Origin of the sequence: Rhodococcus sp. HNM0569 (assembly GCF_012726205.1) — a bacterium.
GTDB lineage: Bacteria > Actinomycetota > Actinomycetes > Mycobacteriales > Mycobacteriaceae > Rhodococcus_F.
Genome location: NZ_JAASAE010000004.1, coordinates 41,667 through 65,748, shown reverse-complemented (window position 1 = coordinate 65,748; position 24,082 = coordinate 41,667). Strand labels below are relative to the sequence as shown.

The following is a 24,082-nucleotide window of genomic DNA, read 5'->3' as shown; positions in this document are numbered from 1 at the left end:
TTCCTACTTCGCAGCCAGAGCGGCGGCCTTGTCGGCGCCTTCGTCCATGGTTTCGGCCAGCGTCACCAGCGGGTGCGCGTACTCCTTCAGGATCGCGCGACCCTCTTCGACCTTGTTGCCGTCGAGACGGACGACGAGCGGCTTGTTCGCCTCGTCGCCGAGCTTCTCGAGCGCACCCTTGATGCCGTTCGCGACGGCGTCGCACGCGGTGATGCCGCCGAAGACGTTGACGAACACGCTCTTGACCTGCGAGTCACCGAGGATGACGTCGAGACCGGCGGCCATGACCTCGGCCGACGCGCCGCCACCGATGTCGAGGAAGTTGGCCGGCTTGGTGCCGCCGTGGTTCTCGCCGGCGTACGCGACGACGTCGAGGGTCGACATGACCAGGCCCGCGCCGTTGCCGATGATGCCGACCTGTCCGTCGAGCTTGACGTAGTTGAGGTCGTTCTCCTTGGCCTTCTGCTCGAGCGGGTCGGTCGCGTCCTTGTCCTCGAACTCGGCGTGACCGGGCTGACGGAAGTCGGCGTTCGCGTCCAGGGTGACCTTGCCGTCGAGCGCGAGGATCTGGTCGTCGGGCGTGCGCACGAGGGGGTTGACCTCGACCAGCGTGGCGTCTTCCTTGACGAAGACCTCCCACAGCTTCGCGATCGTGACGGCCGCGGCGTCGAGCACCTCGGCGGGCAGGTGGCCCTGCTCGGCGATGCTGCGCGCGAACGCGACGTCGACACCCTTGACGGCGTCGACCGGAACCTTGGCGAGGCGATCGGGCTTGGTGGCCGCTACCTCTTCGATCTCCATGCCGCCCTCGACCGAGCACATGGCCAGGTAGGTGCGGTTTGTGCGGTCGAGCAGGAAGGAGATGTAGTACTCCTCGGCGATGTCGCTCGCCTCGGCGACCAGGAGCTTCTTGACGACATGGCCCTTGATGTCGAGCCCGAGGATCGCCTTGGCGTTCTCCTCGGCGGCGTCGGCGTCGACGGAGTACTTGACGCCGCCGGCCTTGCCTCGGCCGCCGACCTTGACCTGCGCCTTGACCATCACGGGCTTGCCGATTTCCTCGGCAATCTCGCGAGCGCCGGCGACCGTGTCGGTCACACGACCAGCCGAGGTAGGCACTTCATGCTTGGCGAAGAGTTCCTTCGCCTGGTATTCGAAGAGATCCATCTGCTCACCGTCTCGTCTGCGTTGACGCCCGCCCGTAGGGTGGAGGGCGGGCCTTCTCGGACAATAGCCAGCGGCCGTGCACCGTCGTTTTTCACGGGTCGGCGATGTGATTCACGACACAAGCGTCGGCTCTTCGTGTGCGCCTTCACCTGTCCGTCATGCGCGTCGCAAGTGCGGTCGCGGCTGCCAACAACAGTAGGCCCGTCCCCGAAACGACGACACCCGGCCCCATCGTGGACTCCGGAACGACGCCCCGCGTGAGCGGCCACGACGCGAGGTACACCACGAGGACCGCCGCGCATCCGGCGGACAGAGCGACCGCGCGGGCCCGGCGCGACCGCACCGCCACCAGCACCGCGATCGCGACCGACGCCGCGAGCAGCACGTGCCCCCACGCGTCGATGTTCCACGGCAGATCGGCGAAGGACGTCGAGCGGTAGTCGCGGCCGCGCGCGTCGGTGCCGCGCACGAGCGGCAGCGCGAAACCCAGCACCGCGACGACAGCACCGAGCCCGCCGACGACGGCGAAGGGCCGGTACGGCGTGACGGCCTCGGAGGTGTCGACCTCCTCCCGCTCGAGTCCACCCGCCGCGGCCACGAGCAGACCCGTCGCCGCAGCGAGCGCGCACGCCACCCACAGCACGATCGCGCCGAGACCGATCGAGATGCCCGGTAGATCGGTCGCCCGCATCACCGACTGCGACACCGCCGCGACGGACGCGGGTACCGACACCCACAGCACCGCGACGGCCGGCCGTACCGCGCGCGCGAATTCCGACAGCACCAGCAGCACGCCCGCGACGGCCAGGACTGCGCCCGCGACGAGGACGACTCGTTCGCCGAGGATCTGCGGCACGGACATCCCGGACGGAACCGTGAGCAGGGGAAGGAAGGTGCCACCGATCGCGAGCGCGCCCGACGCGATGCCGCATGCTCCCGCGAGCGCGTGCGCGCGGTGCACCCGCGCCCATGCCGCGGCGTCCGCCGCGCGGCGCACCTCCGCGGCCGTCTGCCGGTCCGCCGCACCGTCCGACTCCTCGGGTTCCGCGCGGCGCGATGCCGCCCCGTCGCGCGCGCGGTCGGCGAACGGCATGGCCAGACCCGCGCACACCAGCACGGCCGCCCCGGCCGTCGCCCACACCGTCCCGGCCCCGACCTCGACGCCGTCGCCCGCCGCGACGCCCGCGACGAGACGGGCACCCGCGAGTTCGAGCGCCGCGAGCCCGGCACCGACAACTGTCGCGGAGCCCACGACGGGGCTGATCGAGGCGAGTGCCGCGGCGACCGCCACGACGAGCGCCACGGCGACGACCGCTGTCCCGGCCGCGACCGGGAGGTCGGCGGAGAGCGCCGCGGGCACCAGCACCACGGGGTCGTGGGACGCGAACGGCGGCGCGAACAGTGCGCCCGCCACCACGAGTGCCGCGAGGACGACCACCGACGCGAGCGGGCGCCCCACACGGCCACCACTCGCTCGGCCCGCGAGTTCGGCGCTGCGTGCGTCGTCGTAGCCGTCGCCGAGCGACGCGCGGTGCACGACGACGAGCCCGATCAGGCCGGCGGCGACGCCCAGCGCATGCCCCGCGACGACGGCGTAGGCACCTGCCGCCGCCGACAGCTCGGTCGCCGTGTGCGGTCGGAACAGTTCGAAACGATTCGCGTCGAGCGCGCGGGAGAACAGTTGGACGTCGAGCACCGCGAGACCGAGAGACACCGCACCGGCTCCGGCGAGCAGCGCACCCGCCGCTTCGCCGCGCCCGGACGCGAGAGCGATGCCGGACAGTGCCGGAATCGTGAGTGCCACGACGGCCGACCACACCGCGGCCGCGACGACGACCGTGACCGAGCCGTCGTCGACGGCGCCGAGCACGGGAGCGAGCGCTGTGGCGATCGCTCCGACGACCGCGACGGACACGCCGACGACTGCGAGAGAGCGGTAGTCGCGGGGCTCGGGATCGTCGAGCCGCGCGCGCACGGCGGTCGACGCCGACGGCGCGATGCGTGTCGGTGTTGCCCGACGGGGAGGCCGAGTCGAAGACGCCACGACTACGACGCTAATGCCAACACCGCCGCCGACCGGGGAAATGACACGCTTCGGACTCGACTCACCCGGCCATCGAGTGACTCACGTCACAGCACTCCCGGTCCGTGGACGTTACGGGTTGCGCGATTCGCAATCATTTCGTTACCGTCACCGGGTCCAAGTCACAGGCGGGTCACACGCAGGAGGTCGAGCGCACCGATGCACGATCGCTTGCCGCGCGACCCTTCGCGGTTCACCACCAGCCGCTACGGCGACCTGAATCACGACACGAGCTGGAGCTCTTCCGCCTCCGCGTTCGGTGACGACCACGACACGACAGACGCAGGCATGTACCACCGCAGTTCCACACCGCAAGACCGCTCGTTCGACTACAGCCCCTCGTTCGATGACACCGGCGAATCCGACCGGTACGGCAGCTACCGCGACGAGTTCGACGACGAGATCCCCGGTTTCACCCCGCACGACTCCGCGGCCACCCGGTCGCGTCGAGGCGCACACCGAGTTCCCACTCCCCCCTCGGCCCTCAAGGGCCGCGCCGCCGTGCTCGCGGTCGCCGCAGGCGCGGTCGTCGCGGCAGGCCAGGCGGCCACCTCCCAGGGTGGCAACTCCGATCATTCCGAGGTCGCACTCGCGAGCGACGGTGCAGACGACACCGCCGAGCCGCAGGCCGCACAGTTCTCCGACGGCGCCGCACCCGCCGCGTCCGGATCGAGCGCGCCGCAGGTGCTCAACATCGCCAACCCGAACGACCTCTCGCAGTTCGGCAACCTGCTCGCCAAGGGCCAGGCGTTCAGCGACGAGCGCGCGGCACGCGAAGCAGCGTCCCGCAAGCCGCTGTTCGTCCTTCCCGCGGTCGGCACGTTCACCTCGACGTTCGGTTCACGCTGGGGCACCATCCACGGCGGTGTCGACATCGCAGGCCCCATCGGCACGCCGATCCTGGCGGTCGCGGACGGCGAGGTCATCGACTCCGGGCCCGCATCCGGCTTCGGCATGTGGGTGCGTCTGCTGCACTCCGACGGCACCATCACCGTCTACGGACACATCAACGAGTCGACGGTCAGCGTCGGCCAGAAGGTCATGGCGGGCGACCAGATCGCCACCATGGGCAATCGCGGTTTCTCCACCGGCCCGCACCTGCACTTCGAGGTGCACCTCAACGGCGATCAGAAGATCGACCCGCTGCCCTGGCTCGCCTCGCGTGGCATCAGCCTCGGCGCCCAACAGGACTGACCGCTCCCCCCTCGCCCGCACGGCCACAATGTCACACCATGTGCATCCAGCGCACACGATGTGACATCGTGCCCGCCGAAAAGGGGTTTCCGAGAATCGATTTCAGAGTTTGACCATCGGCACACCGCCGATGAGCATGAGCCGCACCTTGCCCGCACTGCCGAAATCGATGGTGGCGGTGGCCGTCGGCCCAGCCCCCTTGACCTCGAGCACCGAGCCCAGGCCGTACTTGTCGTGACTCACGCGGTCGCCCGCCGCCAGCACGAGATGATTGTTGCGGCCACGAGCCGCGGCCCCGAAACCGGATCCGCTGCCGTTCCCGAACCCACTGCTGCCGTAGTCCTTGCGTGGGCGGCCGCCACCGACGGCGCCTCCCAGGCCGACCGTGCGCCCCGGATCCTCACGACGCCAGTCGAGGAGTTCTTGCGGAATCTCCTGCAGGAAGCGCGATTCGGGGTTCTGGATGGGCTGCCCCCATGCCGAACGCATGACGGCACGCGAGACGTAGAGCCGCCGGCGCGCACGCGTGATGCCGACGTACGCGAGCCGGCGCTCCTCCGACAGTTCTGCGGGATCGCCGAGCGCGCGCATGTGCGGGAACTGGCCGTCCTCCCAACCGACGACGAACACGACCGGAAACTCGAGCCCCTTCGCGGTGTGCAGCGTCATGAGGGTGACGACACCCGCCCCCTCGTCGGGTAGCTGATCCGAATCGGCCACGAGCGACACGCGTTCGAGGAACGCCGCGAGCGAGCCGGGATCGGGTTCGCCTTCGCGGTCGACGGGATCGCCGTCCACGTCGATGCCGGCCGCATTGCGCGCGTCGGAACTGAATTCGCGTGCGACGCTGACGAGTTCGTCGATGTTGTCGAGACGTGCGCCGTCCTGCGGATCGGTGCTCGCGGCGAGCTCGGCCCGGTAGCCGGTGCGGTCGAGCACCGCCTCGACGACCTCGCCGATGTCGCCCTGGTCCTCCGCGTCGGCGGGCGGCATGAGCCCGCGCAGTCCGTCCATCATCTCGGTGAACGCGGCGATCGCCTTCTGCGAGCGGGTGTTCAGCATCGCCACCTTGCCGTCGACGGCGTCGCGCAATGCCTGCCCGAAGCTCAGATTGCGCTGCTCGGCGTGCACCGCGACGCACGCCTCGGCGCGGTCTCCGATGCCGCGGCGCGGGGTGTTGAGGATGCGGCGCAGACTCACGTCGTCGTCGGGGTTGGCGAGCACCCGCAGGTAGGCGACGATGTCGCGCACCTCCTTGCGCTCGTAGAAGCGCACACCGCCGACGACTCGATAGGGCACGCCGAGCCGGATGAAGATCTCTTCGAGCGCGCGCGACGAGTTGTTGGTGCGGTAGAAGACCGCGACGTCGCCGAACGTGGCCTCGCCGTCGTCGACGAGCCGGTCGATCTCGGAGGCGACGAACGACGCCTCGTCGTGCTCGTTGTCGGCGACGTAGCCCGTGATGAGCGGACCCTCGCCCGAGTCGGTCCACAGCCGCTTGTCGCGCCTGCCCGTGTTGCGGGCGATGACCGCATTGGCCGCGGACAGGATGTTCTGCGTCGACCGGTAGTTCTGTTCGAGCAGGATCGTGCGCGCGTTCGGGTAGTCGCGCTCGAATTCCTCGATGTTGCGGATCGTGGCGCCGCGGAAGGCGTAGATCGACTGGTCGGCGTCGCCGACGACGCACAACTCGGACGGCGTGACCCCGTCCGCATCGGTCTCGAGCCCGACGAGCTCGCGGACCAGCACGTACTGCGCGTGGTTGGTGTCCTGGTACTCGTCGACGAGCACGTGCCGGAAGCGCCGCCGGTAGTACTGCGCCACCTGCGGATACGACTGCAGGATGCGGACCGTCTCGCCGATCAGGTCGTCGAAGTCGAGCGCATTGGCCGCGCGCAGCCGCTGCTGGTACTGCGCGTACACGCGGGCGACGAGGCGGGGCAGTTCCTGCTGTTCCTTGTCGGCGTCGGCCGCGGCGTCCTCGGGGTCGATCAGCTCGTTCTTGAGGTTGGAGATCGCGGTGGCCAGCAGCCGCGCCGAGTACTTCTTGGTGTCGATCTCCAGATCCTTCGAGATCATCGTGAGCAGGCGACGAGAGTCGTCGGCGTCGTAGATCGAGAAGTTGGAGTTCAGCCCCGGGACGAGCCCGGCCTGGGTGCGCAGAATGCGCACGCAGCTCGAGTGGAAGGTGGACACCCACATCGCGTTGGCACGCGGACCGACCAGGGCGGCGACGCGCTCGCGCATCTCGGCGGCGGCCTTGTTGGTGAACGTGATGGCGAGAACCTGCCCGGGCGCGACGTCGCGCTCGGCGAGCAGGTAGGCGATGCGGCGCGTGAGCACCGCGGTCTTGCCCGAGCCCGCGCCCGCCACGATGAGCAGCGGCGAACCCGCGTGCACGACCGCCTCGCGCTGTTGCGGGTTGAGCCCCTCGAGCAACGCCTCGACAGACTCGGCGGCCGAAGCCGCGACGGAACTGCCGGTCGAACCTGAGCGGGGGGCGGCGTCGGGAAGAGTGTTCATCGTGTGTCCACGCTACCGGGACGCGCCGACACCGGCCCACACGGCCACGCTGCGGATCAGGCTCCGCTCGGGCGCTCACCAGCAGCGGGACCGGAGCCCGAAAGTTGACACGGCCCCCTGGGCGTGACCAGAATCGACAGAGTGTCATGTGATCGGACTCGCCTCGACCGGCGATTTTTCTACGGGTACCGGACTCCGGTGCCCGTGAGCTGATCCACTTCACGAGCCCCGCGGTCCGCACCGGATCCCGGGGCTCATTTTTCTTGTCGGGCAGGGCACCAGGATCGGGTAACGCCCGCAGCCGAGGCCACGATCCTTGTTCTGAGCGGAGGAGACTTTCACCATGAGCACACGTACCGTCCCCGACGGCAGTGCCGACAGCACACACACCCCCTCGACCGAGGCCGAGATCGACGAGCTCCGGCTCGAGATCGACCGCCTGGACGCCGAGATCCTCGCCGCGGTCAAGCGCAGGTCCGAGGTCTCCCAGATGATCGGCCGCGCACGTATGGCGTCGGGCGGCCCGCGTCTGGTGCACAGCCGCGAGATGAAGGTCATCGAGCGGTTCAACGAGCTCGGCCAGGAAGGCCATACGCTCGCGATGCTGCTGCTGCGCCTGGGACGCGGCCGCCTCGGCCACTGACGTTTCGAGGTCGCCCGCGCGTCGAGATCGCCCTGCCGGCCGGCGGACCAGCCGTCAGTCGGTGAGCGCGATGTACTTCGTTTCGAGGTACTCGTCGATGCCTTCGATGCCACCCTCGCGGCCGAAACCGGACGCCTTGATGCCACCGAAGGGCGCGGCCGTGTCGGAGAGCACGCCGCGATTGACGCCCACCATGCCGCTCTCGATGTTCTCGGCGACGCGCAACGCGCGGTCGAGGTCGCGCGTGTAGACGTACGCCGCGAGGCCGTACTCGGTGTCGTTGGCTGCGGCGACGCCTTCGTCCTCGCCGTCGAAACCGCGGATCGCGACGACGGGCCCGAACACTTCTTCCTTCAGGATCCGCGCGTCGGCGGGCACGTCGGTGAGGACCGTCGCGGGATAGAAGAATCCGGGGCCGTCGGGCACGGTGCCGCCGAGCACCGGCGTCGCACCCTTGTCGACGGCGTCGCGCACGAGTTCGTCGACCTTGTTGCGCTGGTCGGCGTTAACGAGCGGGCCGAGCGTGGTGTCCGGGTCGAGGCCCGGTCCCAGCACGTACTCGCGGAGCTTGTCGGTCAGTTTCGTGGTGAACTCGTCGCGCACCGCGTTGTCGACGTGGAAGCGGTTCGCCGCGGTGCACGCCTCTCCCCCGTTGCGCATCTTCGCGAGGGTCGCTCCCGCGACGGCCGCGTCGACGTCGGCGTCGTCGAACACGACGAACGGCGCGTTGCCGCCGAGTTCCATCGACGTGCGCAACAGTCCGTGCGCCGACTTCTCGACCAGCGAGCGGCCGACCTCGGTCGACCCGGTGAACGTGAGCTTGCGCAGGCGCGGGTCGTCGAGCAGGGGCTGGGTCACCTCCGACGAGGACGACGAGGGCAGCACCGACAGGACGCCTTCGGGCAGCCCTGCGTCCTGCATGAGCTTCGCGAGGTAGAGCATCGTGAGCGGTGTCGCGGACGCCGGCTTGACGATGATCGGACAACCGGCGGCGAGCGCGGGTCCGATCTTGCGGGTGCCCATCGCCAGCGGGAAGTTCCACGGCGTGATCGCGAGGACGGGCCCGACGGGCTGCCGCGTCACCAGAATGCGACCGTTGCCCGCGGGCGCCTGCGTGAACCGCCCCGCGACGCGCACCGCTTCCTCGCTGAACCAACGGAAGAACTCGCCGCCGTAGGACACCTCGGCGCGGCTCTCGGGCAGCGCCTTGCCCATCTCGAGGGTCATGAGCCGCGCGAGGTCGTCGGCGTGCTCGCTGATCGCCTGCCACACCGACCGCAGCAGCTCGCCGCGTTCGCGTGGCGCCGCTGCGGCGAACGACTTCTGCGCGGCGGTGGCCGCGTCGAGCGCACGCATCGCGTCGACGGGACGGGCATCGGCGACGCGGGTGAGGACATCGCCGGTCGACGGGTCGATCACGGGAAAGGTCCCGCTGCCCTCGGCGTCGCACCATTTCCCGCCGAGGAAGAGCTGCGTGGGAACGGAGTCGAGCAGGCTGCGGGTGTCGGCGTCGAGCTGCCGGGGTGTTTCCTTGTCCATGACCCCATCATGCGCGTCCCACGGCGACGTGTGGGTTGCTCTCGCGGGTTCACGGCCCGCCACCTTTCGCCGCCCTTCCGAATACGGGCAGGGGCACTAAGCTCGGTGTCCGTGGCCACAGACATCACCGAATCCGACGCGTGGCAGGAGTTGCGCGCCCATCACGCCCAGATCGAACCGGTCCATCTGCGCGATCTGTTCGCGTCGGACCCGCGCCGCGGCACCGAGTTCGCGCTCGACGTCGCCGATCTCCACATCGACTACAGCAAGCACCGGCTCGACCGCCGCACGCTCGCGCTGCTGCTCGATCTGGCGCGCACGGTCGAACTCGAACAGCGTCGCGACGCGATGTTCGCCGGCGCGCACATCAACACGTCGGAAGATCGCGCGGTCCTGCACACCGCCCTGCGGCTGCCCGAGACGGCGGAGTTGGAGGTCGACGGGCAGGACGTCGTGTCGGACGTGCACGATGTCCTGCGACGCATGGGCGAGTTCACCGACAGGTTGCGCTCGGGCGAATGGCGCGGCGCAACCGGCGAGCGCATCACGACCGTGGTCAACATCGGTATCGGCGGGTCCGATCTCGGACCCGTCATGGCATACCGCGCGCTGCGCCACTACGTCGACGCAGGCATCTCGGCGCGCTTCGTGTCGAACATCGACCCCGCCGACATGGTGCGCAGCCTCGCGGGCCTCGATCCCGCGAAGACCTTGTTCGTCGTCGCGTCGAAGACCTTCTCGACTCTCGAGACGCTCACCAACGCGCACGCCGCCAAGCGGTGGCTGCTCGACGGGCTGGGTCTCGGCGACGACGCCGTGGCGAAGCATTTCGTGGCGGTGTCCACCGACGCCGCCCGGGTCGCCGAGTTCGGAATCGACACGACCCACATGTTCGGCTTCTGGGATTGGGTGGGTGGACGGTACTCGGTGGACTCGTCGATCGGCCTCTCGCTGATGGCGACGATCGGCAAGGAACGGTTCGCCGAATTCCTCGACGGCTTCCACCTCGTCGACGAGCACTTCCGCACCGCGCCGCTCGAACACAACGCGCCGGTGCTGCTCGGCTTGATCGGGGTGTGGTACTCCAACTTCTTCGGCGCCGAATCCCGTGTCGTGCTGCCGTATTCGAACGACCTCGTGCGGTTCGCGGCCTACCTGCAGCAGCTCACCATGGAGTCGAACGGCAAGTCGGTTCGCGCCGACGGCAGCGCGGTCACGACCACGACCGGCGAGATCTTCTGGGGCGAGCCGGGCACCAACGGCCAGCACGCCTTCTACCAGTTGCTGCACCAGGGCACGCGGCTCGTCCCCGCCGACTTCATCGGTTTCGCCGAGCCCACCGCAGATCTCCCCACGGCGGACGGCACGGGCAGCATGCACGACCTGCTGATGAGCAACTACTTCGCGCAGACCAAGGTCCTCGCGTTCGGCAAGACCGCCGACCAGATCGCGGCCGAGGGCACGCCCGCGCATCTCGTCCCCCACAAGGTGATGCCGGGCAACCGCCCGTCGACGTCGATCCTCGCGCCCAAGCTCACGCCGTCCGTGCTGGGCCAGCTCATCGCGCTGTACGAGCATCAGGTGTTCGTCGAGGGCGTCGTGTGGGGCATCGACTCGTTCGACCAGTGGGGCGTCGAGCTCGGCAAGACCCAGGCTCAGGAACTCCAGCCCGTCCTGACCGAGGCCGAACCGCCTGCCACGCTGTCGGATTCGTCCACCGACGCCCTTGTGCGGTGGTACCGGCACGAACGCGGGCGCGCCTGAGGGGCGAACGGCCCGGTGGGCGGATCTCCGCGATCAGGGTCCTACGGCCTGACCGCGAAGCCATGGTGAGCATTACGGTGTCCTACTCGCTCCGCGTAGCAGCGACCAGGCAGCCTGGTTGCACCGCTCGGACTGGTTCGACTAGTCGTAGGACCGGTACGGACGGCGCGCGGTCTCGGGGTCGCCGAAGGTGAAGGCGCGTTCGCGGCGCGTGCCCGACGCGAGGGTGACGGCCCAGTTCGATACCGTGCCCATCCGGTTGCGCACGCCCGCGAGGAAGGCGATGTGCACCGCGCCCCACGCCAGCCAGCCCACGAATCCGGACAGAGCGACGGGACCGGCCTGCACGACCGCGTTGCGTCGCGCGATATAGGCGGCACTGCCGAGGTCGCGGTACCGGAACGGCGCCGGGTCGGTGGCGTCGCCCGCGAGGAGCCGGGCGATGGACTCGCCCGCGTAACCGCCGCTCTGCATCGCGACCTCCGCGACGCCGGGCAGGTCCGTCGGCGGCGCCATCACGTCGCCCACGACCCACACCCGCCCGCCCGCGCGCAACCGGGTGTCGACGGGAACCCGACCGTCCCGCGTCGCGTCGACCCCGAGCGCGTCGGCGACACGGCGCGCGAACGGGACACCCTCGACGCCCGCGGTCCACAGCACGGTGCGCGCGTCGTAGCGAGTCGCCTTCGCGCCCTTCGACTTCGGAGTGATCCCGACTCCTGTCTCGTCGACCGCCGTGACGTGCACCCCGAGGTGCGTTTCGACGCCCATACGGTCGAGTGTGCGCTGCGCGGCCTGCGAGAGTCGGCGCGGAAAAGACGGCAGCACCCGGTCGCCGCCGTGGAAGAGCAGCACCCGTGCCTCGTCGGGGTCGATCGCGTCGAACTCGTGCGCGAGTGCCCGCCCGGCGAGTTCGCGGATCTGGCCCGCGAGCTCGACACCGGTGGGGCCGCCACCCGCGACCGCGAACGTGAGCCACGGCTTGCGCTCCTCGGCTGTCGGCAGGGTCTCCGCGATCTCGAACGCCGACACGATCTTCCGCCGGATCGCGAGCGCATCGTCGAGGGTCTTCATGCCCAGCGCGTGCCGCGCGAACTCGTCGTGCCCGTGGTACGACGACCGCATGCCCGCCGCGACGACGAGGTAGTCGTACGGAAGCTCGTAGGACGTGCCGTCGAACCGTGTGACGTCGAGAACGCGGCGGGTGGTGTCGATGTGGGTGGCCTCGCCGAGATTGACCCGCACGTTGCGCTGACGCCGCGTGAGATGCCGTAGCGGGCTGCTGATCTCGCCTTCCGACAGCAGCGCCGCCGCGCACTGGTAGAGCAACGGCTGGAACACGTGACTCGTGCCGCGGTCGAGCACGACGACGTCGGCGTCGGTCTTCGCGAGCGCGCGGGTCGCCCGCAGCCCAGCGAATCCTCCGCCGACGATCACGACCGTCGGGGTGTCCGTCGCTGCGTTCGACATCTGCGGCTCCTCGATTCCGGCTCGTCGCGAGCCCTCTTCGGCGCCTGCCGGTTACACCATCCGATCGGTGATCCTACGCGGCAGCACACGCAGCGCGAGGTCGATCGCCTTCCATCGGACGCCCGGCAGCGCGGCACGCACGGACTCGCGTTCGATCGCGTCGATCATCGCGGTCACGCCGTCGTCGAGAGACGCAAGCATCTTCGCATCCCCTGCCCGCCCGGACATGTCGGTCGCGATGAACCCGGGCAGCAAGGTCGTGACAGCGATGGGAGACTTCGCCAGCTCGGCGGTGAGCGCCTCGCCGAGCGCCGAGACCGCAGCCTTGCTCGCCGAGTAGGCAGCTTTCGCACCGGACAGTCCGCGGTCGGCGCTGATCGACGACACGAGCACCAGATGACCGCGCTCGCGGGCGCGGAACAGTTCGAGCGCGGCTTCGCACTGCGACAGCGCGCCGAGCGCGTTGGTCCGCATCGTCGCGAGATTCGCGTCGGCCCGTCCGGTGCCGATCTTCGCGCCCTTGCCGAGCCCGGCGTTGACCACGACCCGGTCGAGGCCGCCGAGTTCTTCGTCGAGCGCGCTGAACACCGACGTGACGGCGTGATGGTCGGTGACGTCGAGCGCCCGCACCGCGACCGTGATCGACGGATTCGCCGTGACCAGTTCGTCGCGGAGCGCCTCGAGTCGGTCGGTGCGGCGCGCACACAACGCGAGATCGCGCCCGCGGGCCGCGAACCTGCGTGCCATCTCCTCCCCCAGTCCCGAACTGGCGCCGGTCACGAGAATCCGCTGACGAGTCATGTCGGCCAGCGTAATGACCGCACGCGCGGCGCGTGAGTGGGCACTCGCCCAATCCGCGCCGGGGAGTAGGCCCTCGGCCATACGCTTGCGGACATGGCTGCGAACGAAAGCACGTCCGGCACCGACGCATCCTCCGCGGCCGACGAGTACGACGTCGTCGTGATCGGCGGCGGGCCCGCGGGCGAGGTCGCGGCGGACGCGGCGATCGCGGGCAGCGACCGCACGGCGATCGTCGTCGAACGGGAGCTCGTCGGGGGCGAATGCTCCTACTGGGCGTGCATGCCGAGCAAGGCGCTGCTCGTGCCGGGCGAGATCCTCCGCGGCGCGCAGCACATGGGAGGCGTGTCGGCGAACGGCCTCGACGTCGACGCCGTGTTCACGCGACGCAACTCCTTCACACACGACTACGACGACTCCGCGCAACTCGACTGGGCCGAGCAGGCCGGCATCGCCATCGCCCGCGGTGACGCGCGACTCAGCGGCGAACGCGAAGTCACGGTGGCGAGTTCGCCACCGCACGGCGAGCGCACCCTCCGCGCGCGGCAGGCCGTGATCGTCGCGACGGGCAGCGCCGCGTCGATTCCCGGAACCCCCGGCCTGGCCGAGGCCCTGCCGTGGACCTCGCGCGATGCGACCGCGCTGCGCGAGATCCCCCGCCGCATCGCGATCGTCGGCGGCGGTGTCGTGGCGTGCGAGGCGGCGACGTGGCTGCGCGATCTCGGCTCCGAGGAGGTGACCCTCGTCGTGCGTGGCCGAAGCCTGCTCTCCCGCGCCGAACCGTTCGCGCGCGATCTGGTCGCAGACGCACTGCGCGAGCGCGGCGTCGACGTGCTGTTCGAGACCGACGTGCGCAGCGTGCATCGGCCGGACGCGCGCGACACCGGGCACGGCCGCATCCACGGTGGTCCCGCGACACTCGACCTCGCGGGCGGCGAACCGCTCGTCGTCGACGAGATCCTGGTGGCCGCGGGCCGCACGCCACACACCGCGGGGCTGGGGCTGGACGGATCGCTCCTCGACGATCACGGCTACGTACGTACCGACGAGCACACGACCGCGGCCGGCGAATGGCTGTACGCGGTGGGCGACGCCAACGGACGTGCGCCACTGACGCACATGGGCAAGTACCAGGCGCGCGTGTGCGGAGACGTCATCGCGGCCCGCGCCGAAGGCCGTCCGCTCGACGGCCCCGCGTTCCGACTGCGCGAAAACGTCACGACGCAGGTCGTGTTCACGAGCCCGCAGGTCGCGTGGGTGGGGCTCACCGAACGCGAGGCCCGGGATGCGGGCCTGGACGTCGTCGCGGTGGACTCCGACATCGCGGTCGCCGGGGCGGCGCTCGCACGCGACGACTTCTCGGGCCGCGCGCGGCTCGTGCTCGACCGCGGCACGCGTGCCGTGGTCGGCGCGACATTCGCGGGCACCGAGGTGGCCGAACTGCTGCACGCCGCGACGGTCGCCGTCGTCGGCACGGTGCCGGTCGACGACCTGTGGCACGCGGTTCCCGCGTATCCGACGGTCAGTGAGGTATGGCTGGGGTTGCTGTCGTCGGCGCGCGACCAGTTGCGGCAGGGTGGATGAGGCACAGTCTGCGTGACGAGCACGCGCGGCAGCCCGGACGGGAGGAAGACACATGACGGACGGCGACCACTCCCGGCCGTCGCAGCTCAGCCGCGATTCGATCCTCGAATCCGCCACCGAACTGGTCGACCGCGAGGGACTGCGCCAGCTCACGATGCGCCGGCTCGGATCGTGGTGCGGCGTCGAGGCGATGGCCCTGTACCGCTACGTGTCCGGCCGCGAGGACCTCGTCACCGGAATCGTCGACCGCGTCATCGACCAGCTCTACGACGACCAGTTGCAGAAACGTGACGACCAGTTGCAGAAGCGCGACACCGAGGGCGGTTGGCAGGAATACCTGCAGCGCGTGGCGCACGGCTTCCGGGACATCGCGTTCGAACATCCCGAACTGTTCCCGTTGATCGCGACCCGGCCACCGGAAGCGCCGTGGATCCGCCCGCCGCTGCGCAGCCTCAAATGGACCGAGACATTCCTCTCGACATTGGGCGAGTTCGGGTTCGACGACGACGCTGCCGTCTCGGCGTACAAGTCCTTCACCACATTCCTGCTGGGACATCTGCTGCTCGAGGTGTCCTCACACGGCACCGAGATCGGGCCCGAGGATGCGCGTCGGATCCGGTCGGAGCCACCCGACCTGAGCGCCTGTCCCAACCTGCGGCGCCTGCAGCACCAACTCGAACAGGATCACGGCCACACCGAGTTCGAGGTGTCACTCGAGAACCTCCTCGACCGCATCGAACTCGAGGTCGAGTGACCTCCGACAGAGCTGAGTTTACAGCGTAAACTCGTGCGGGTACCGTCGGTTGTCGGATGACTGAGACACACGGCTGCACGCGGACACCCCGCTCGACATGCACAGGCTCCGGCACATGAACGATCATGTCTTCGCCGACGCCCTGCTCGCGCTGTCGACGTACACGGAACGGTTCGGCCACGTCGTGGCGGCCGCGTCCGGTCGCGTGGTGCGTATCGAGTTCGAATACGGCCGATACCTCGACGCGGTTCCCTTCCCCGCAGCCACCGAGACGCCTGCCGTCGGCGCGGTGGGTGCGGATGCACGCAGCGTGTGGCTCGACGCGGGCTCGTGCCTGTGGCGCGTCGACCTCTACCGCAGGCCACGCTGGCGCCGCGCGCCCCGGCTGCTCGCGTCGGCGACCGACCGATGGGTGATCGACGCCTACGACCGCGCCGTCGGCGACGTGGCCGACTGGTCGCGTCCGCCGCACGCGCGGCACGTCCAGACGCATCTGCGGCTCGTTCCCAAGCCCGTGCGTTCACGGCGTGGGACGCCGGAAACTCCCTTCGAGGTCTGACGCGCGCGGCTCGAGCAACTCCAGCATCTCGAGGACCGTCGCGAGGGCGATGCCCTCGGCCATGAGCTCGGTGATCCGGTCGATCCGGTCGGCATCGACGGCCGACAACCGCGCCGTGCCGTCGTCACACCACTGCGGCGTCACGACGCCGCGGCGCTCGAGCAGGTGCATCGTCTGCGGGCCGATCGGCCCGGTGGTCTCCCCGCGCACGAATGCCGCACGGCGGGAATCGTCGTGGATTGTCATCGCCTCACTCCGATCCCGGCCTCGTCGGCCGTATTCCTGCACCGTAACAAGCGCGTCGGCACTCGTGGGGCGGCGCGGAAGCACGACCCTTCCGGCTCGCTCGGGTCGTCTCTAGACTCGGCCCATGACGACGAGCGACACGACGAACGACGCGGCCACCGCGGTACGGACGACAGACGGGCTCGTGCGCGGGATCCGCTCCGACGGGCTGCTCGCATTCCGCGGCATCCCGTACGCGGCCCCTCCCGTCGGGCCGCTGCGGTTGCGCGCGCCACAGCCGGTCGCACCGTGGGAGGGCGAGCTCGACGCGTCGACATACGGCGACGCCGCCGTCCAGCCCCGCGCCTACACCCGCACCGGCCTGCGGACCTTCCACCCGTCGAGCGAGAACGCGCTCACCCTCAACGTGCTCGCGAAGCCCGGAAGCGCCTCGGCGAAGCGACCGGTCATGGTGTTCGTGCACGGCGGCGCGTACTCGATCGGCACGTCGGCCACTCCGATCTACGGCGGCGAATCCCTCGTGCGCCGCGGCGACGTCGTGTACGTGTCGATCAACTACCGGCTCGGCGCCCTCGGCTACCTCGACTTCACCCGGTTCGCCACTCCAGAAAGGCCGTTCGACTCCAATCTCGGTCTGCGCGACCAGGTCGCCGCACTCGAATGGGTCCAGCGCAATATCGCCGCGTTCGGCGGCGACCCCGACAACGTGACCGTCTTCGGCGAGTCGGCGGGCGGCGATGCCGTCACGACGCTCATGGCGACACCCGCGGCGAAGGGGCTGTTCGCTCGGGCCATCGCCGAGAGCCCGGCACCCGGACTCGTCAATCCGGCGGGTCGCGCGCAGAGGTGGGCCGCCGACGTCGTCGCCGCTCTCGGCGCGGACCCCGGGGATGCGGCCGCCGTGCTGTCGACGTGCGCACCGTCCGACCTCGGTCGCGCCGCGAACACGGTCAGCGCGAGCGTCGTCAGCGAGAGTCCCGGGCTGAGCCTGTACGGCCCGATGGTGGACGGCGACTTCCTGCCGCGACCACCGATCGAGGCGTTCCGCGACGGCACCGCGCATCGCGTGCCGCTGGTGATCGGCACGAACGCGCGTGAGGGCACACTGTTCCCGCGCTTCCTCGACGCTCTCCCGACCAACCCGGACCGCATCGAGACCATGTTCGCGCGCACCGATCCCGACGCCCGCGACCGCGTCGTCGCCGCCTATCCCGGGTACCCGGAGGACGCCGATGCATCCGTGAACCTCGGCGGCGACATCACCTTCTGGTGGCCGTCGATCGAGATCGCGCAGGAGCACAGCGAATACGCGCCCACCTACATGTACCGGTTCGACTACGCACCCCGACTGCTACGCACACTCGGATTCGACGCGACCCACGGTCTCGAACTGTTCGCCGTGTTCGGACTCGCGAAAAGCCCTGTGGGCACGCTCTTCTCGATGCTCGGCGGCAGACGCGGGTTCACCGCGGTCTCGGATGCGGTCTAGCGGCAGTGGATCCAGTTCGCCCACGACGGCACGACCACCGCGTCGTGGCCGCGCTACGACACGGCCCGCCGTGCGACCCTCGTGTTCGACGAGGTCACTCAGGTCGTCGACGACCCGCGGCGCGAGCGACGCGTCGCGTGGGAGGGGTACTCGGGATACCGGGGGCAGGGCATGTGAGCAACGACCACACGGCCCGGGACCCTCTCGAGGTCGCGACGGCGACGGGCGTCGTGCGCGGCATCCGCGACGGCGGTGTCTTCGCATGGCGCGGTGTCCCGTACGCCGCTCCCCCGGTGGCACTGCTGCGCCTGCGGGCGCCGGAGCCGCACGCGTCGTGGACCGGGGTGCGCGACGCGTCGTCGTTCGGTCCTGCGGCGCCGCAACCACGCGATCCGGGCGACGAGGACTGCCTGACGCTCGACATCGTGCGGCCGCCGACCTCGGCGCCGGCACGGCCGGTGATGGTGTTCGTGCACGGTGGCGGTTACTCGGGCGGCAACTGCTCGGCCCCGATGTACCGCGGGCACTCTCTCGCGCTGCGCGGCGACGTCGTGTACGTGTCCATCGGCTACCGGCTCGGCGCCCTCGGGTATCTCGACTTCACCGAGTTCGCCACTCCTGAGCGTCGATTCGATTCCAATCTCGGCCTGCGCGACCAGGTCGCCGCACTCGAATGGATCCAGCGCAACATCGCCGCATTCGGCGGCGACCCCGACAACGTCACCGTCTTCGGCGAGTCGGCGGGTGCCAACGCGGTCACGACACTCCTGGCGACGCCCGCGGCAAAGGGCCTGTTCGCGCGAGCGATCGCGCAGAGTTCGCCGGTCGCGTCGAGCTATCCGCGCACCCGCACGGCACGGTGGGCGCGCGAGTTCGTCCGCCTCACGGGAGCGCGCGACGCGGCGTCGTGGCTCGAGGATGCGCCGGCCTCGGAGTTCGTGCGGGTCGGCGAAACTCTGGTCCACCGCGGGGTCGACGCCGAACCCGGCACCCGGGCCTTCGCTCCGGTCGTCGACGGCGATTTCCTGCCCGAGCACCCTCTCGACGTGCTCGAAGCCGGTCGCGCGCACCCGGTGCCGCTGATCATCGGCACCAATGCGCACGAGGGACGGGCTTTCCCACGGTTCGCCGACATCCTGCCGACCACGCAGGAACGGATCGACGGCATGTTCGCGCACGTTCCGGACGCGGTGAAGAGCGCCGCGATCTCCGCGTATCCGGCCTACCCGAAGCCACGCGGCGCGGCCGATCTCGGCGGTGACGTCACCTTCTGGGAGCCCTCCGTGCGCGCGGCCGCAGGGCATTCCGGGCGCGCCGAAACCTTCACGTACCGGTACGACTTCGCACCCAGGCTGTTGCACCTGGCGGGCCTGGGAGCGACGCACGCGACCGAGTTGTACACCGTGTTCGGGCATCGCCCGTGGTGGTTTCCGCTGCTGACCTCGTTCGGGGGTCGCCGGGGAGCACGCGCGACGACCGATCTGGTGCAGACACACTGGGTGCACTTCGCCCGGCACGGCACACCTGCGCCGGGCCCACATGCCGGTGGCGTGGACTGGCCTCGCTACGACACTGCCGAGCGCGCGACTTTGATCCTGGATGCGCAGCCGCGCGTCGAACGGGACCCGGACGCCACGAAGCGGCGGGCGTGGATCGGCTACGAGCACATCCGCTGACGGCTCCCGAGGGTTGCCGCGCGCTCGGTGCACGAACCGCTGGCCCACCCGCCCTTCTATGGGTAGGCTAACCGAATTCGAGGGCGGGGTCGGGTCGCACGTCCGGGACGGATCGGAGGGGAGGGCGATGTCTCGCAGAGGCTTCCAAGGGGCGGTGCTGCGTGGCCTGGGGGTTCGGTACCACACGGCCGCGGTGCTCGGCACGGAGGATCCACTCCCTCACATGCGCCGGGTGTGGCTCAGCGCGCCGACGCTGTTCGAGGACATCACGATCGAACCGACGGCATGGCTGCGCTTCTGGTTCCCCGATCCCGCAGGATCCGAGACGGAGTTCCAGCGCGGATACACGATCGCCGAAGTGGACGTCCACACGGGCCGTTTCGCCGTCGACTTCGTTCTGCACGAGCCGAGCGGACCCGCATCGACGTGGGCTCGCCAGGTGTCCGGTGGCGAAACCGTCGAGGTCGCGTCCTTCGGGTCGAAGGGCTTCGCTGTCGACCACGAGCTCCCCGCGGGATACCTGCTGATCGGCGACGCAGCCTCGATTCCGGCGATCAACACCGTCCTCGACGCGGTCCCGCACACCGTGGACGTCGAGGTCTACCTCGAGCAGCATCACGAGGACGATCGGCACATCGCGCTCAGCGAGCATCCGCGCGCCCGAGTGCACTGGGTGCCGCGGACCTCGGAGACCGCGGTGGCCGACGCACTCGACGCTCGCGACTGGTCGGACTGGAAGGCGTGGGCAGGATCCGAGTCGAAGTCACTCAAGCACATTCGAGCACGCCTCAAAGGCGAGTTCGGCTTCCCCAAAGCGGAGATCCACGCGCAGGCGTATTGGGTGCACGGACGGTCGATGGGCACGCAACGCGACGGCTCCGAGATTGTCGCCGACGAGCCGCCCGACGCCCGGACCGTCGCCGAAACCTCCGGCGCCGACACCGCATCGGTCGCCACCACGACTCCGCCGTTCGCCACCACGACTCCGCCGGAAGATCGGTCCGGCAGCAGGTCGGACGCGGCTTCCCCGGCAGTCTCGCGCCGGCGCGGACACTGGCGTTCACAGGCCGGTGGCAGGCTGCTCCGGCCGCTGCGCCCGGCATTGTGGACGGCCGGGATCCTGCAGTTCCTCGTCACCCTCCTTCAGCTCTCCCCCTACCTACTTCTCGTGGAACTGGCCCGGAATCTGTTGGCGGGCAGCGAGACGTCGACGCTGTGGACGTTGGGCCTGTGGGCCCTCGGACTGCTCGGCGCCGGGGCCCTGCTGGAAACGGCTCTCCAACTGTGGTTGCACACCGTCGACGCACGCTTCGGCCGGGATCTGCGTGGTCGCCTGCTCGGCAAACTGTCCCGGCTGCCGCTGGGCTGGTTCACCGCGCGAACTTCGGGCCGGATCGACAAACTCGTCTCCGGCGACACATTGTCCCTGCACTATCTCGTCACGCACGCGGTCACCGATGCCGTCGCTGCGGCCGTCGCCCCGGTGGCCGTGCTCGGCTACCTGTTCTGGGTCGACTGGCGACTCGCCCTGGTGTTGCTGCTCCCCGTGCTCGCGTACGTCTTCACGATGGCGACGATGATGGCGCAGTCCGGGCCCAAGATCGTGCAGTCGCAGCAGTGGGCGGAACGGATGAAATCCGAGGCGACGTCCTATCTCGACGGTCAACCCGTCATCCGCGCATTCGGCGGGTCCGCGGCATCGCAGTTCCGGCGAAGCCTCGACGACTACGTCGGCTTCCTCGGCGACTGGCAGCGGCCGTTCGTCGGCAAGAAGTCCGCGATGGACCTCGCCACCCGGCCGGTCACCTTCCTCTGGCTCATCGCAGTGGTCGGCACGGTGCTCGTGACGACCGATCGGCTCGACCCGGTCGACCTGTTGCCGTTCCTGTTCCTGGGCACCACATTCGGCGCCCGGCTGCTCGGCATCGGCTACGGCGTGTCCGGCCTTCGCGAGGGGCAGCTCGCGGCACGCAACATCCAGAACGTGCTCGACGAGCGCGAACTCGGCACCTCGACATCCGTGGGCGCAGCCGAAGAACCCGCGGGTCGAGTGGTGTTCGACGACGTGACATTCGGTTACCGCACCGGCGTTCCCGTCGTCGAGAACGTCTCGCTCACCCTCGAGCCCGGCACGATCACGGCGCTGGTCGGCCCCTCCGGCGCCGGAAAATCGACCGTGGCGGCGCTACTCGCCCGTTTCCACGACCTGGACGGCGGGAGCATTCGCGTCGGCGGACGCGACATCGCCACCCTGGACCCCGACGAGCTGTACACGAAAGTCGGGTTCGTGTTCCAGGACGCACAGCTGGTGCACGGCACGGTGCGGGAGAACATCGCCTTGGCGGTGCCCGACGCGTCCGACGAGGACGTCGAACGGGCGGCGCGCGGGGCACAGATCCACGACCGGATCCTGCGGCTGCCCGACGGCTACGGCACGGTACTCGGCACCGGGTCCGGGCTGTCAGGCGGCGAACGGCAACGCATCACCATCGCGCGGGCGCTGCTCGCCGACACCCCCGTTCTGATTCTGGACGAGGCCACGGCCTTCGCCGATCCGGAGTCGGAGTTCCTCGTACAGCGGGCGATCGACCGGCTGGCGGCCGGCCGCACGGTGCTCGTCATCGCGCACCGCCTGCGCACCGTCACCGGTGCCGATCGCATCGTGGTGCTCGACGGTGGCCGAGTGGCACAGTGCGGCACACACGACGCACTGCTCGCTTCCGGCGGACGGTATCGCCGGCTCTGGGAGGCCGGAAACGCCTCGGAGACACAGGAGTACGTCCGATGATCCGAACGCTGTCGGCCCTGCTCCCCGAGGAGCACCGGGCGAAGGTCTGGGGTTATCTCGTCCTGACGATCGTCTCGACGCTGCTGCGGGCGGTCGCCGTCGTCCTGGTGGTCCCGCTGGTGTCGGCACTGTTCACGGACGAGCCGAGTGACGCGTGGCCGTGGGTCGCGGCACTGACCGGCGGCGTCGTCGTGGGGTGGATCGTCGATTCCGTCGCATCGCGTGTCGGATTCGATCTCGGCTTCGCCATCCTCGACCGCGCCCAGCACGAGGTGTCCACGCAGGTGGCGCGGATTCCCCTGCGCTGGTTCACTGCGGACAACACCGCCACCGCACGGCGTGCGATCGCAACCACTGGGCCCGACCTGGTCGGGCTGGTCGGCTATCTGGTGACACCGTTGATCCAGGCCGTACTCCTGCCCGTCGCGATCGGCGTGGCCTTGCTCCCGATCGCCTGGCAACTCGGCGTCGTCGCGCTCGTCGCGGTACCGCTGGTTCTCGGCGCCCTCTGGGCGACCGAACGCCTCACCTGTCGAGCGGACGAACTCGCGGCCGAGTCCAACAGTGCACTCACCGAACGCATTCTCGAGTTCGTCCGTACGCAAGCGGCATTGCGCGCCGCACGCCGCGCCGAGCCCGCGCGCGGCCAGGTGGGAGCCGCACTCGACGCGCAGCGCGGTGCCACCCTTCGGCTGCTGGCGCTGCAGATTCCCGGCGAGGTGCTGTTCAGCCTGGCCAGTCAGGTAGCACTGCTGCTGCTCGCCTCGACCACCACCTGGCTGGCCGTGCGCGGCACCCTCGGCATTCCCGAGTCCATCGCGCTGATCGTCGTCGTCGTCCGTTATCTCGAACCCTTCGCGTCGCTGGGCGATCTCGCGGCCGCAACCACGTCCACGCGCAGCTCCGTGCGCGACATCCGTACCGTCCTCGACGCGGCGGATCCGGCGGGCGGCACGCGTGCACCGGCCACGGACGAGGCACCGACGGTCGAATTGCGGGAGGTCACCTTTCGTTACGACTCTTCGGTCGCCGACTCGTCGGACACCCCGATCTTCGACGGTCTCGACGTCGTGTTCGAGGCAGGCCGCACGACCGCCGTCGTCGGCCCGTCGGGCTCGGGCAAGAGCACACTGCTCGCGTTGGTCGCCGGTCTGGAAGAACCCACCGGCGGCAGTGTCGTCGTCGGCGGTATCGACCGCCGCACACTCGACCGGGCGGAGCGCACCGCGGACACGAGCGTCGTCTTCCAACAGCCGTATCTGTTCGCGGGGACCATCCGCGAGAACGTGCTCGCCGGCAATCCCGATGCAGACGCCGACGAACTCGCCTCCGCGCTGCGACTCTCCCGCGTCGAACAGTTCGCGAGCCGACTACCGGAAGACACGGCCACCCTGGTCGGTGAGGCGGGAACAGCACTGTCGGGTGGTGAGCGTCAACGCGTGTCGATCGCCCGGGCACTGGTGAAGCCGTCGTCGCTGCTGCTCGTCGACGAGGGGACGAGCGCGCTCGACGCGGAGAACGAAGCCGCCGTCGCCGACGCGATCACCGCCGACCCACGCCGCCGGACCCGCATCGTCGTCACCCACCGGCTCTCCACGATCGCGGGTGCAGATCGTGTTCTGTTCCTCGAGGGCGGCAGGATCGTCGAGGACGGAAGCGTGGACGAGTTGCTCGCAGCAGGAGGACGATTCGCCGACTTCTGGCGGCACCAGCACGACGCGGCCGGATGGCGGTTCACTGCCTCGGCCGACTGACCGGCTCCGATTTCGCTCTCGCATCGAAGTGACGGCCGACCTGCAGTAGAT

The 24,082-nt window shown here is 69.8% G+C and carries 16 protein-coding genes and 1 pseudogene; 10 read left to right on the top strand and 7 right to left on the bottom strand.

Annotation, left to right across the window (positions count from 1 at the left end):
* Positions 1-3 precede the first annotated feature (3 nt).
* Both sucC and HCA44_RS07190 read right to left on the bottom strand, forming a co-directional pair.
* Entirely contained in the window at positions 4-1,167 is a 1,164-nt protein-coding gene (gene sucC, locus HCA44_RS07195) for an ADP-forming succinate--CoA ligase subunit beta (protein WP_169647869.1), read from the bottom strand.
* A 145-nt stretch (positions 1,168-1,312) separates the two neighbouring features.
* Positions 1,313-3,211: a hypothetical protein gene (locus tag HCA44_RS07190; protein ID WP_169647868.1), complete on the bottom strand. Its 1,899-nt coding sequence runs from the start codon at positions 3,209-3,211 to the stop codon at positions 1,313-1,315.
* A gap of 198 nt (positions 3,212-3,409) precedes the next feature.
* Between HCA44_RS07190 and HCA44_RS07185 the strand changes: the two genes are divergently transcribed.
* Positions 3,410-4,444: a M23 family metallopeptidase gene (locus tag HCA44_RS07185; protein WP_169647867.1), complete on the top strand. Its 1,035-nt coding sequence runs from the start codon at positions 3,410-3,412 to the stop codon at positions 4,442-4,444.
* Between the two features lie 102 nt (positions 4,445-4,546).
* On the opposite strand, the gene pcrA is transcribed toward HCA44_RS07185, so the two are convergent.
* Positions 4,547-6,967: a DNA helicase PcrA gene (gene pcrA / locus HCA44_RS07180; RefSeq protein WP_169647866.1), complete on the bottom strand. Its 2,421-nt coding sequence runs from the start codon at positions 6,965-6,967 to the stop codon at positions 4,547-4,549.
* Positions 6,968-7,310: 343 nt separating this feature from the next.
* Between pcrA and HCA44_RS07175 the strand changes: the two genes are divergently transcribed.
* Positions 7,311-7,610 (top strand): chorismate mutase, encoded by a 300-nt coding sequence (locus tag HCA44_RS07175; protein ID WP_169647865.1) that lies wholly within the window; start codon positions 7,311-7,313, stop codon positions 7,608-7,610.
* A 54-nt stretch (positions 7,611-7,664) separates the two neighbouring features.
* Here HCA44_RS07175 and HCA44_RS07170 read toward each other — a convergent pair whose 3' ends face one another.
* Positions 7,665-9,149: an NAD-dependent succinate-semialdehyde dehydrogenase gene (locus HCA44_RS07170; protein WP_169647864.1), complete on the bottom strand. Its 1,485-nt coding sequence runs from the start codon at positions 9,147-9,149 to the stop codon at positions 7,665-7,667.
* Between the two features lie 111 nt (positions 9,150-9,260).
* Here HCA44_RS07170 and pgi point away from each other — a divergent pair, with 111 nt between their 5' ends.
* On the top strand, positions 9,261-10,913 hold the full coding sequence (gene pgi / locus HCA44_RS07165; RefSeq protein WP_169647863.1) for a glucose-6-phosphate isomerase: 1,653 nt from the start codon (positions 9,261-9,263) through the stop codon (positions 10,911-10,913).
* Between the two features lie 141 nt (positions 10,914-11,054).
* On the opposite strand, the gene HCA44_RS07160 is transcribed toward pgi, so the two are convergent.
* Positions 11,055-12,383: an NAD(P)/FAD-dependent oxidoreductase gene (locus HCA44_RS07160; protein WP_169647862.1), complete on the bottom strand. Its 1,329-nt coding sequence runs from the start codon at positions 12,381-12,383 to the stop codon at positions 11,055-11,057.
* Between the two features lie 51 nt (positions 12,384-12,434).
* Positions 12,435-13,184: an SDR family oxidoreductase gene (locus tag HCA44_RS07155; RefSeq protein ID WP_169647861.1), complete on the bottom strand. Its 750-nt coding sequence runs from the start codon at positions 13,182-13,184 to the stop codon at positions 12,435-12,437.
* Between the two features lie 93 nt (positions 13,185-13,277).
* Here HCA44_RS07155 and HCA44_RS07150 point away from each other — a divergent pair, with 93 nt between their 5' ends.
* The 3 genes from HCA44_RS07150 to HCA44_RS07140 all read left to right on the top strand — a co-directional run bounded on the left by HCA44_RS07150 (position 13,278) and on the right by HCA44_RS07140 (position 16,078).
* Complete coding sequence (locus HCA44_RS07150) at positions 13,278-14,765, top strand: NAD(P)/FAD-dependent oxidoreductase (RefSeq protein ID WP_169647860.1); 1,488 nt, start codon at positions 13,278-13,280, stop codon at positions 14,763-14,765.
* Positions 14,766-14,817: 52 nt separating this feature from the next.
* Positions 14,818-15,519, top strand: a complete 702-nt coding sequence (locus tag HCA44_RS07145; RefSeq protein WP_169647859.1) for a TetR/AcrR family transcriptional regulator C-terminal domain-containing protein — start codon at positions 14,818-14,820, stop codon at positions 15,517-15,519.
* A gap of 115 nt (positions 15,520-15,634) precedes the next feature.
* Positions 15,635-16,078, top strand: a complete 444-nt coding sequence (locus HCA44_RS07140) for a hypothetical protein (RefSeq protein WP_169647858.1) — start codon at positions 15,635-15,637, stop codon at positions 16,076-16,078.
* Here the strand turns inward: HCA44_RS07140 and HCA44_RS07135 are convergent.
* Entirely contained in the window at positions 16,040-16,324 is a 285-nt protein-coding gene (locus HCA44_RS07135) for a MerR family DNA-binding transcriptional regulator (RefSeq protein WP_169647857.1), read from the bottom strand. The two genes, HCA44_RS07140 and HCA44_RS07135, sit on opposite strands and share 39 nt — an antisense overlap.
* Before the next feature lie 124 nt (positions 16,325-16,448).
* Here HCA44_RS07135 and HCA44_RS07130 point away from each other — a divergent pair.
* The 4 genes and pseudogenes from HCA44_RS07130 to HCA44_RS07115 all read left to right on the top strand — a co-directional run bounded on the left by HCA44_RS07130 (position 16,449) and on the right by HCA44_RS07115 (position 24,031).
* A pseudogene (locus HCA44_RS07130) lies at positions 16,449-17,990 on the top strand (carboxylesterase/lipase family protein).
* Complete coding sequence (locus tag HCA44_RS07125) at positions 17,987-19,489, top strand: carboxylesterase/lipase family protein (RefSeq protein WP_346764625.1); 1,503 nt, start codon at positions 17,987-17,989, stop codon at positions 19,487-19,489. Before HCA44_RS07130 ends, HCA44_RS07125 begins: the two are co-directional and overlap by 4 nt.
* 127 nt (positions 19,490-19,616) lie before the next feature.
* The gene (locus HCA44_RS07120) at positions 19,617-22,277 is read left to right on the top strand and encodes an ABC transporter ATP-binding protein/permease (protein ID WP_169647855.1); all 2,661 of its coding nucleotides are present in this window, start codon (positions 19,617-19,619) and stop codon (positions 22,275-22,277) included.
* A complete protein-coding gene (locus HCA44_RS07115; protein WP_169647854.1) occupies positions 22,274-24,031 on the top strand; it encodes an ABC transporter ATP-binding protein in 1,758 nt (585 codons plus the stop codon). The genes HCA44_RS07120 and HCA44_RS07115 overlap by 4 nt, the downstream gene beginning before the upstream one ends.
* Positions 24,032-24,082: the final 51 nt, after the last annotated feature.

Coding starts and splice junctions, on each gene's coding strand:
- sucC (WP_169647869.1), bottom strand. CDS start 1,167: ATGGATCTCTTCGAATACCAGGCGAAGGAACTCTTCGCCAAGCATGAA.
- HCA44_RS07185 (WP_169647867.1), top strand. CDS start 3,410: ATGCACGATCGCTTGCCGCGCGACCCTTCGCGGTTCACCACCAGCCGC.
- pcrA (WP_169647866.1), bottom strand. CDS start 6,967: ATGAACACTCTTCCCGACGCCGCCCCCCGCTCAGGTTCGACCGGCAGT.
- HCA44_RS07175 (WP_169647865.1), top strand. CDS start 7,311: ATGAGCACACGTACCGTCCCCGACGGCAGTGCCGACAGCACACACACC.
- HCA44_RS07170 (WP_169647864.1), bottom strand. CDS start 9,149: ATGGACAAGGAAACACCCCGGCAGCTCGACGCCGACACCCGCAGCCTG.
- HCA44_RS07160 (WP_169647862.1), bottom strand. CDS start 12,383: ATGTCGAACGCAGCGACGGACACCCCGACGGTCGTGATCGTCGGCGGA.
- HCA44_RS07155 (WP_169647861.1), bottom strand. CDS start 13,184: ATGACTCGTCAGCGGATTCTCGTGACCGGCGCCAGTTCGGGACTGGGG.
- HCA44_RS07150 (WP_169647860.1), top strand. CDS start 13,278: ATGGCTGCGAACGAAAGCACGTCCGGCACCGACGCATCCTCCGCGGCC.
- HCA44_RS07145 (WP_169647859.1), top strand. CDS start 14,818: ATGACGGACGGCGACCACTCCCGGCCGTCGCAGCTCAGCCGCGATTCG.
- HCA44_RS07140 (WP_169647858.1), top strand. CDS start 15,635: ATGAACGATCATGTCTTCGCCGACGCCCTGCTCGCGCTGTCGACGTAC.
- HCA44_RS07135 (WP_169647857.1), bottom strand. CDS start 16,324: ATGACAATCCACGACGATTCCCGCCGTGCGGCATTCGTGCGCGGGGAG.
- HCA44_RS07120 (WP_169647855.1), top strand. CDS start 19,617: ATGTCTCGCAGAGGCTTCCAAGGGGCGGTGCTGCGTGGCCTGGGGGTT.
- HCA44_RS07115 (WP_169647854.1), top strand. CDS start 22,274: ATGATCCGAACGCTGTCGGCCCTGCTCCCCGAGGAGCACCGGGCGAAG.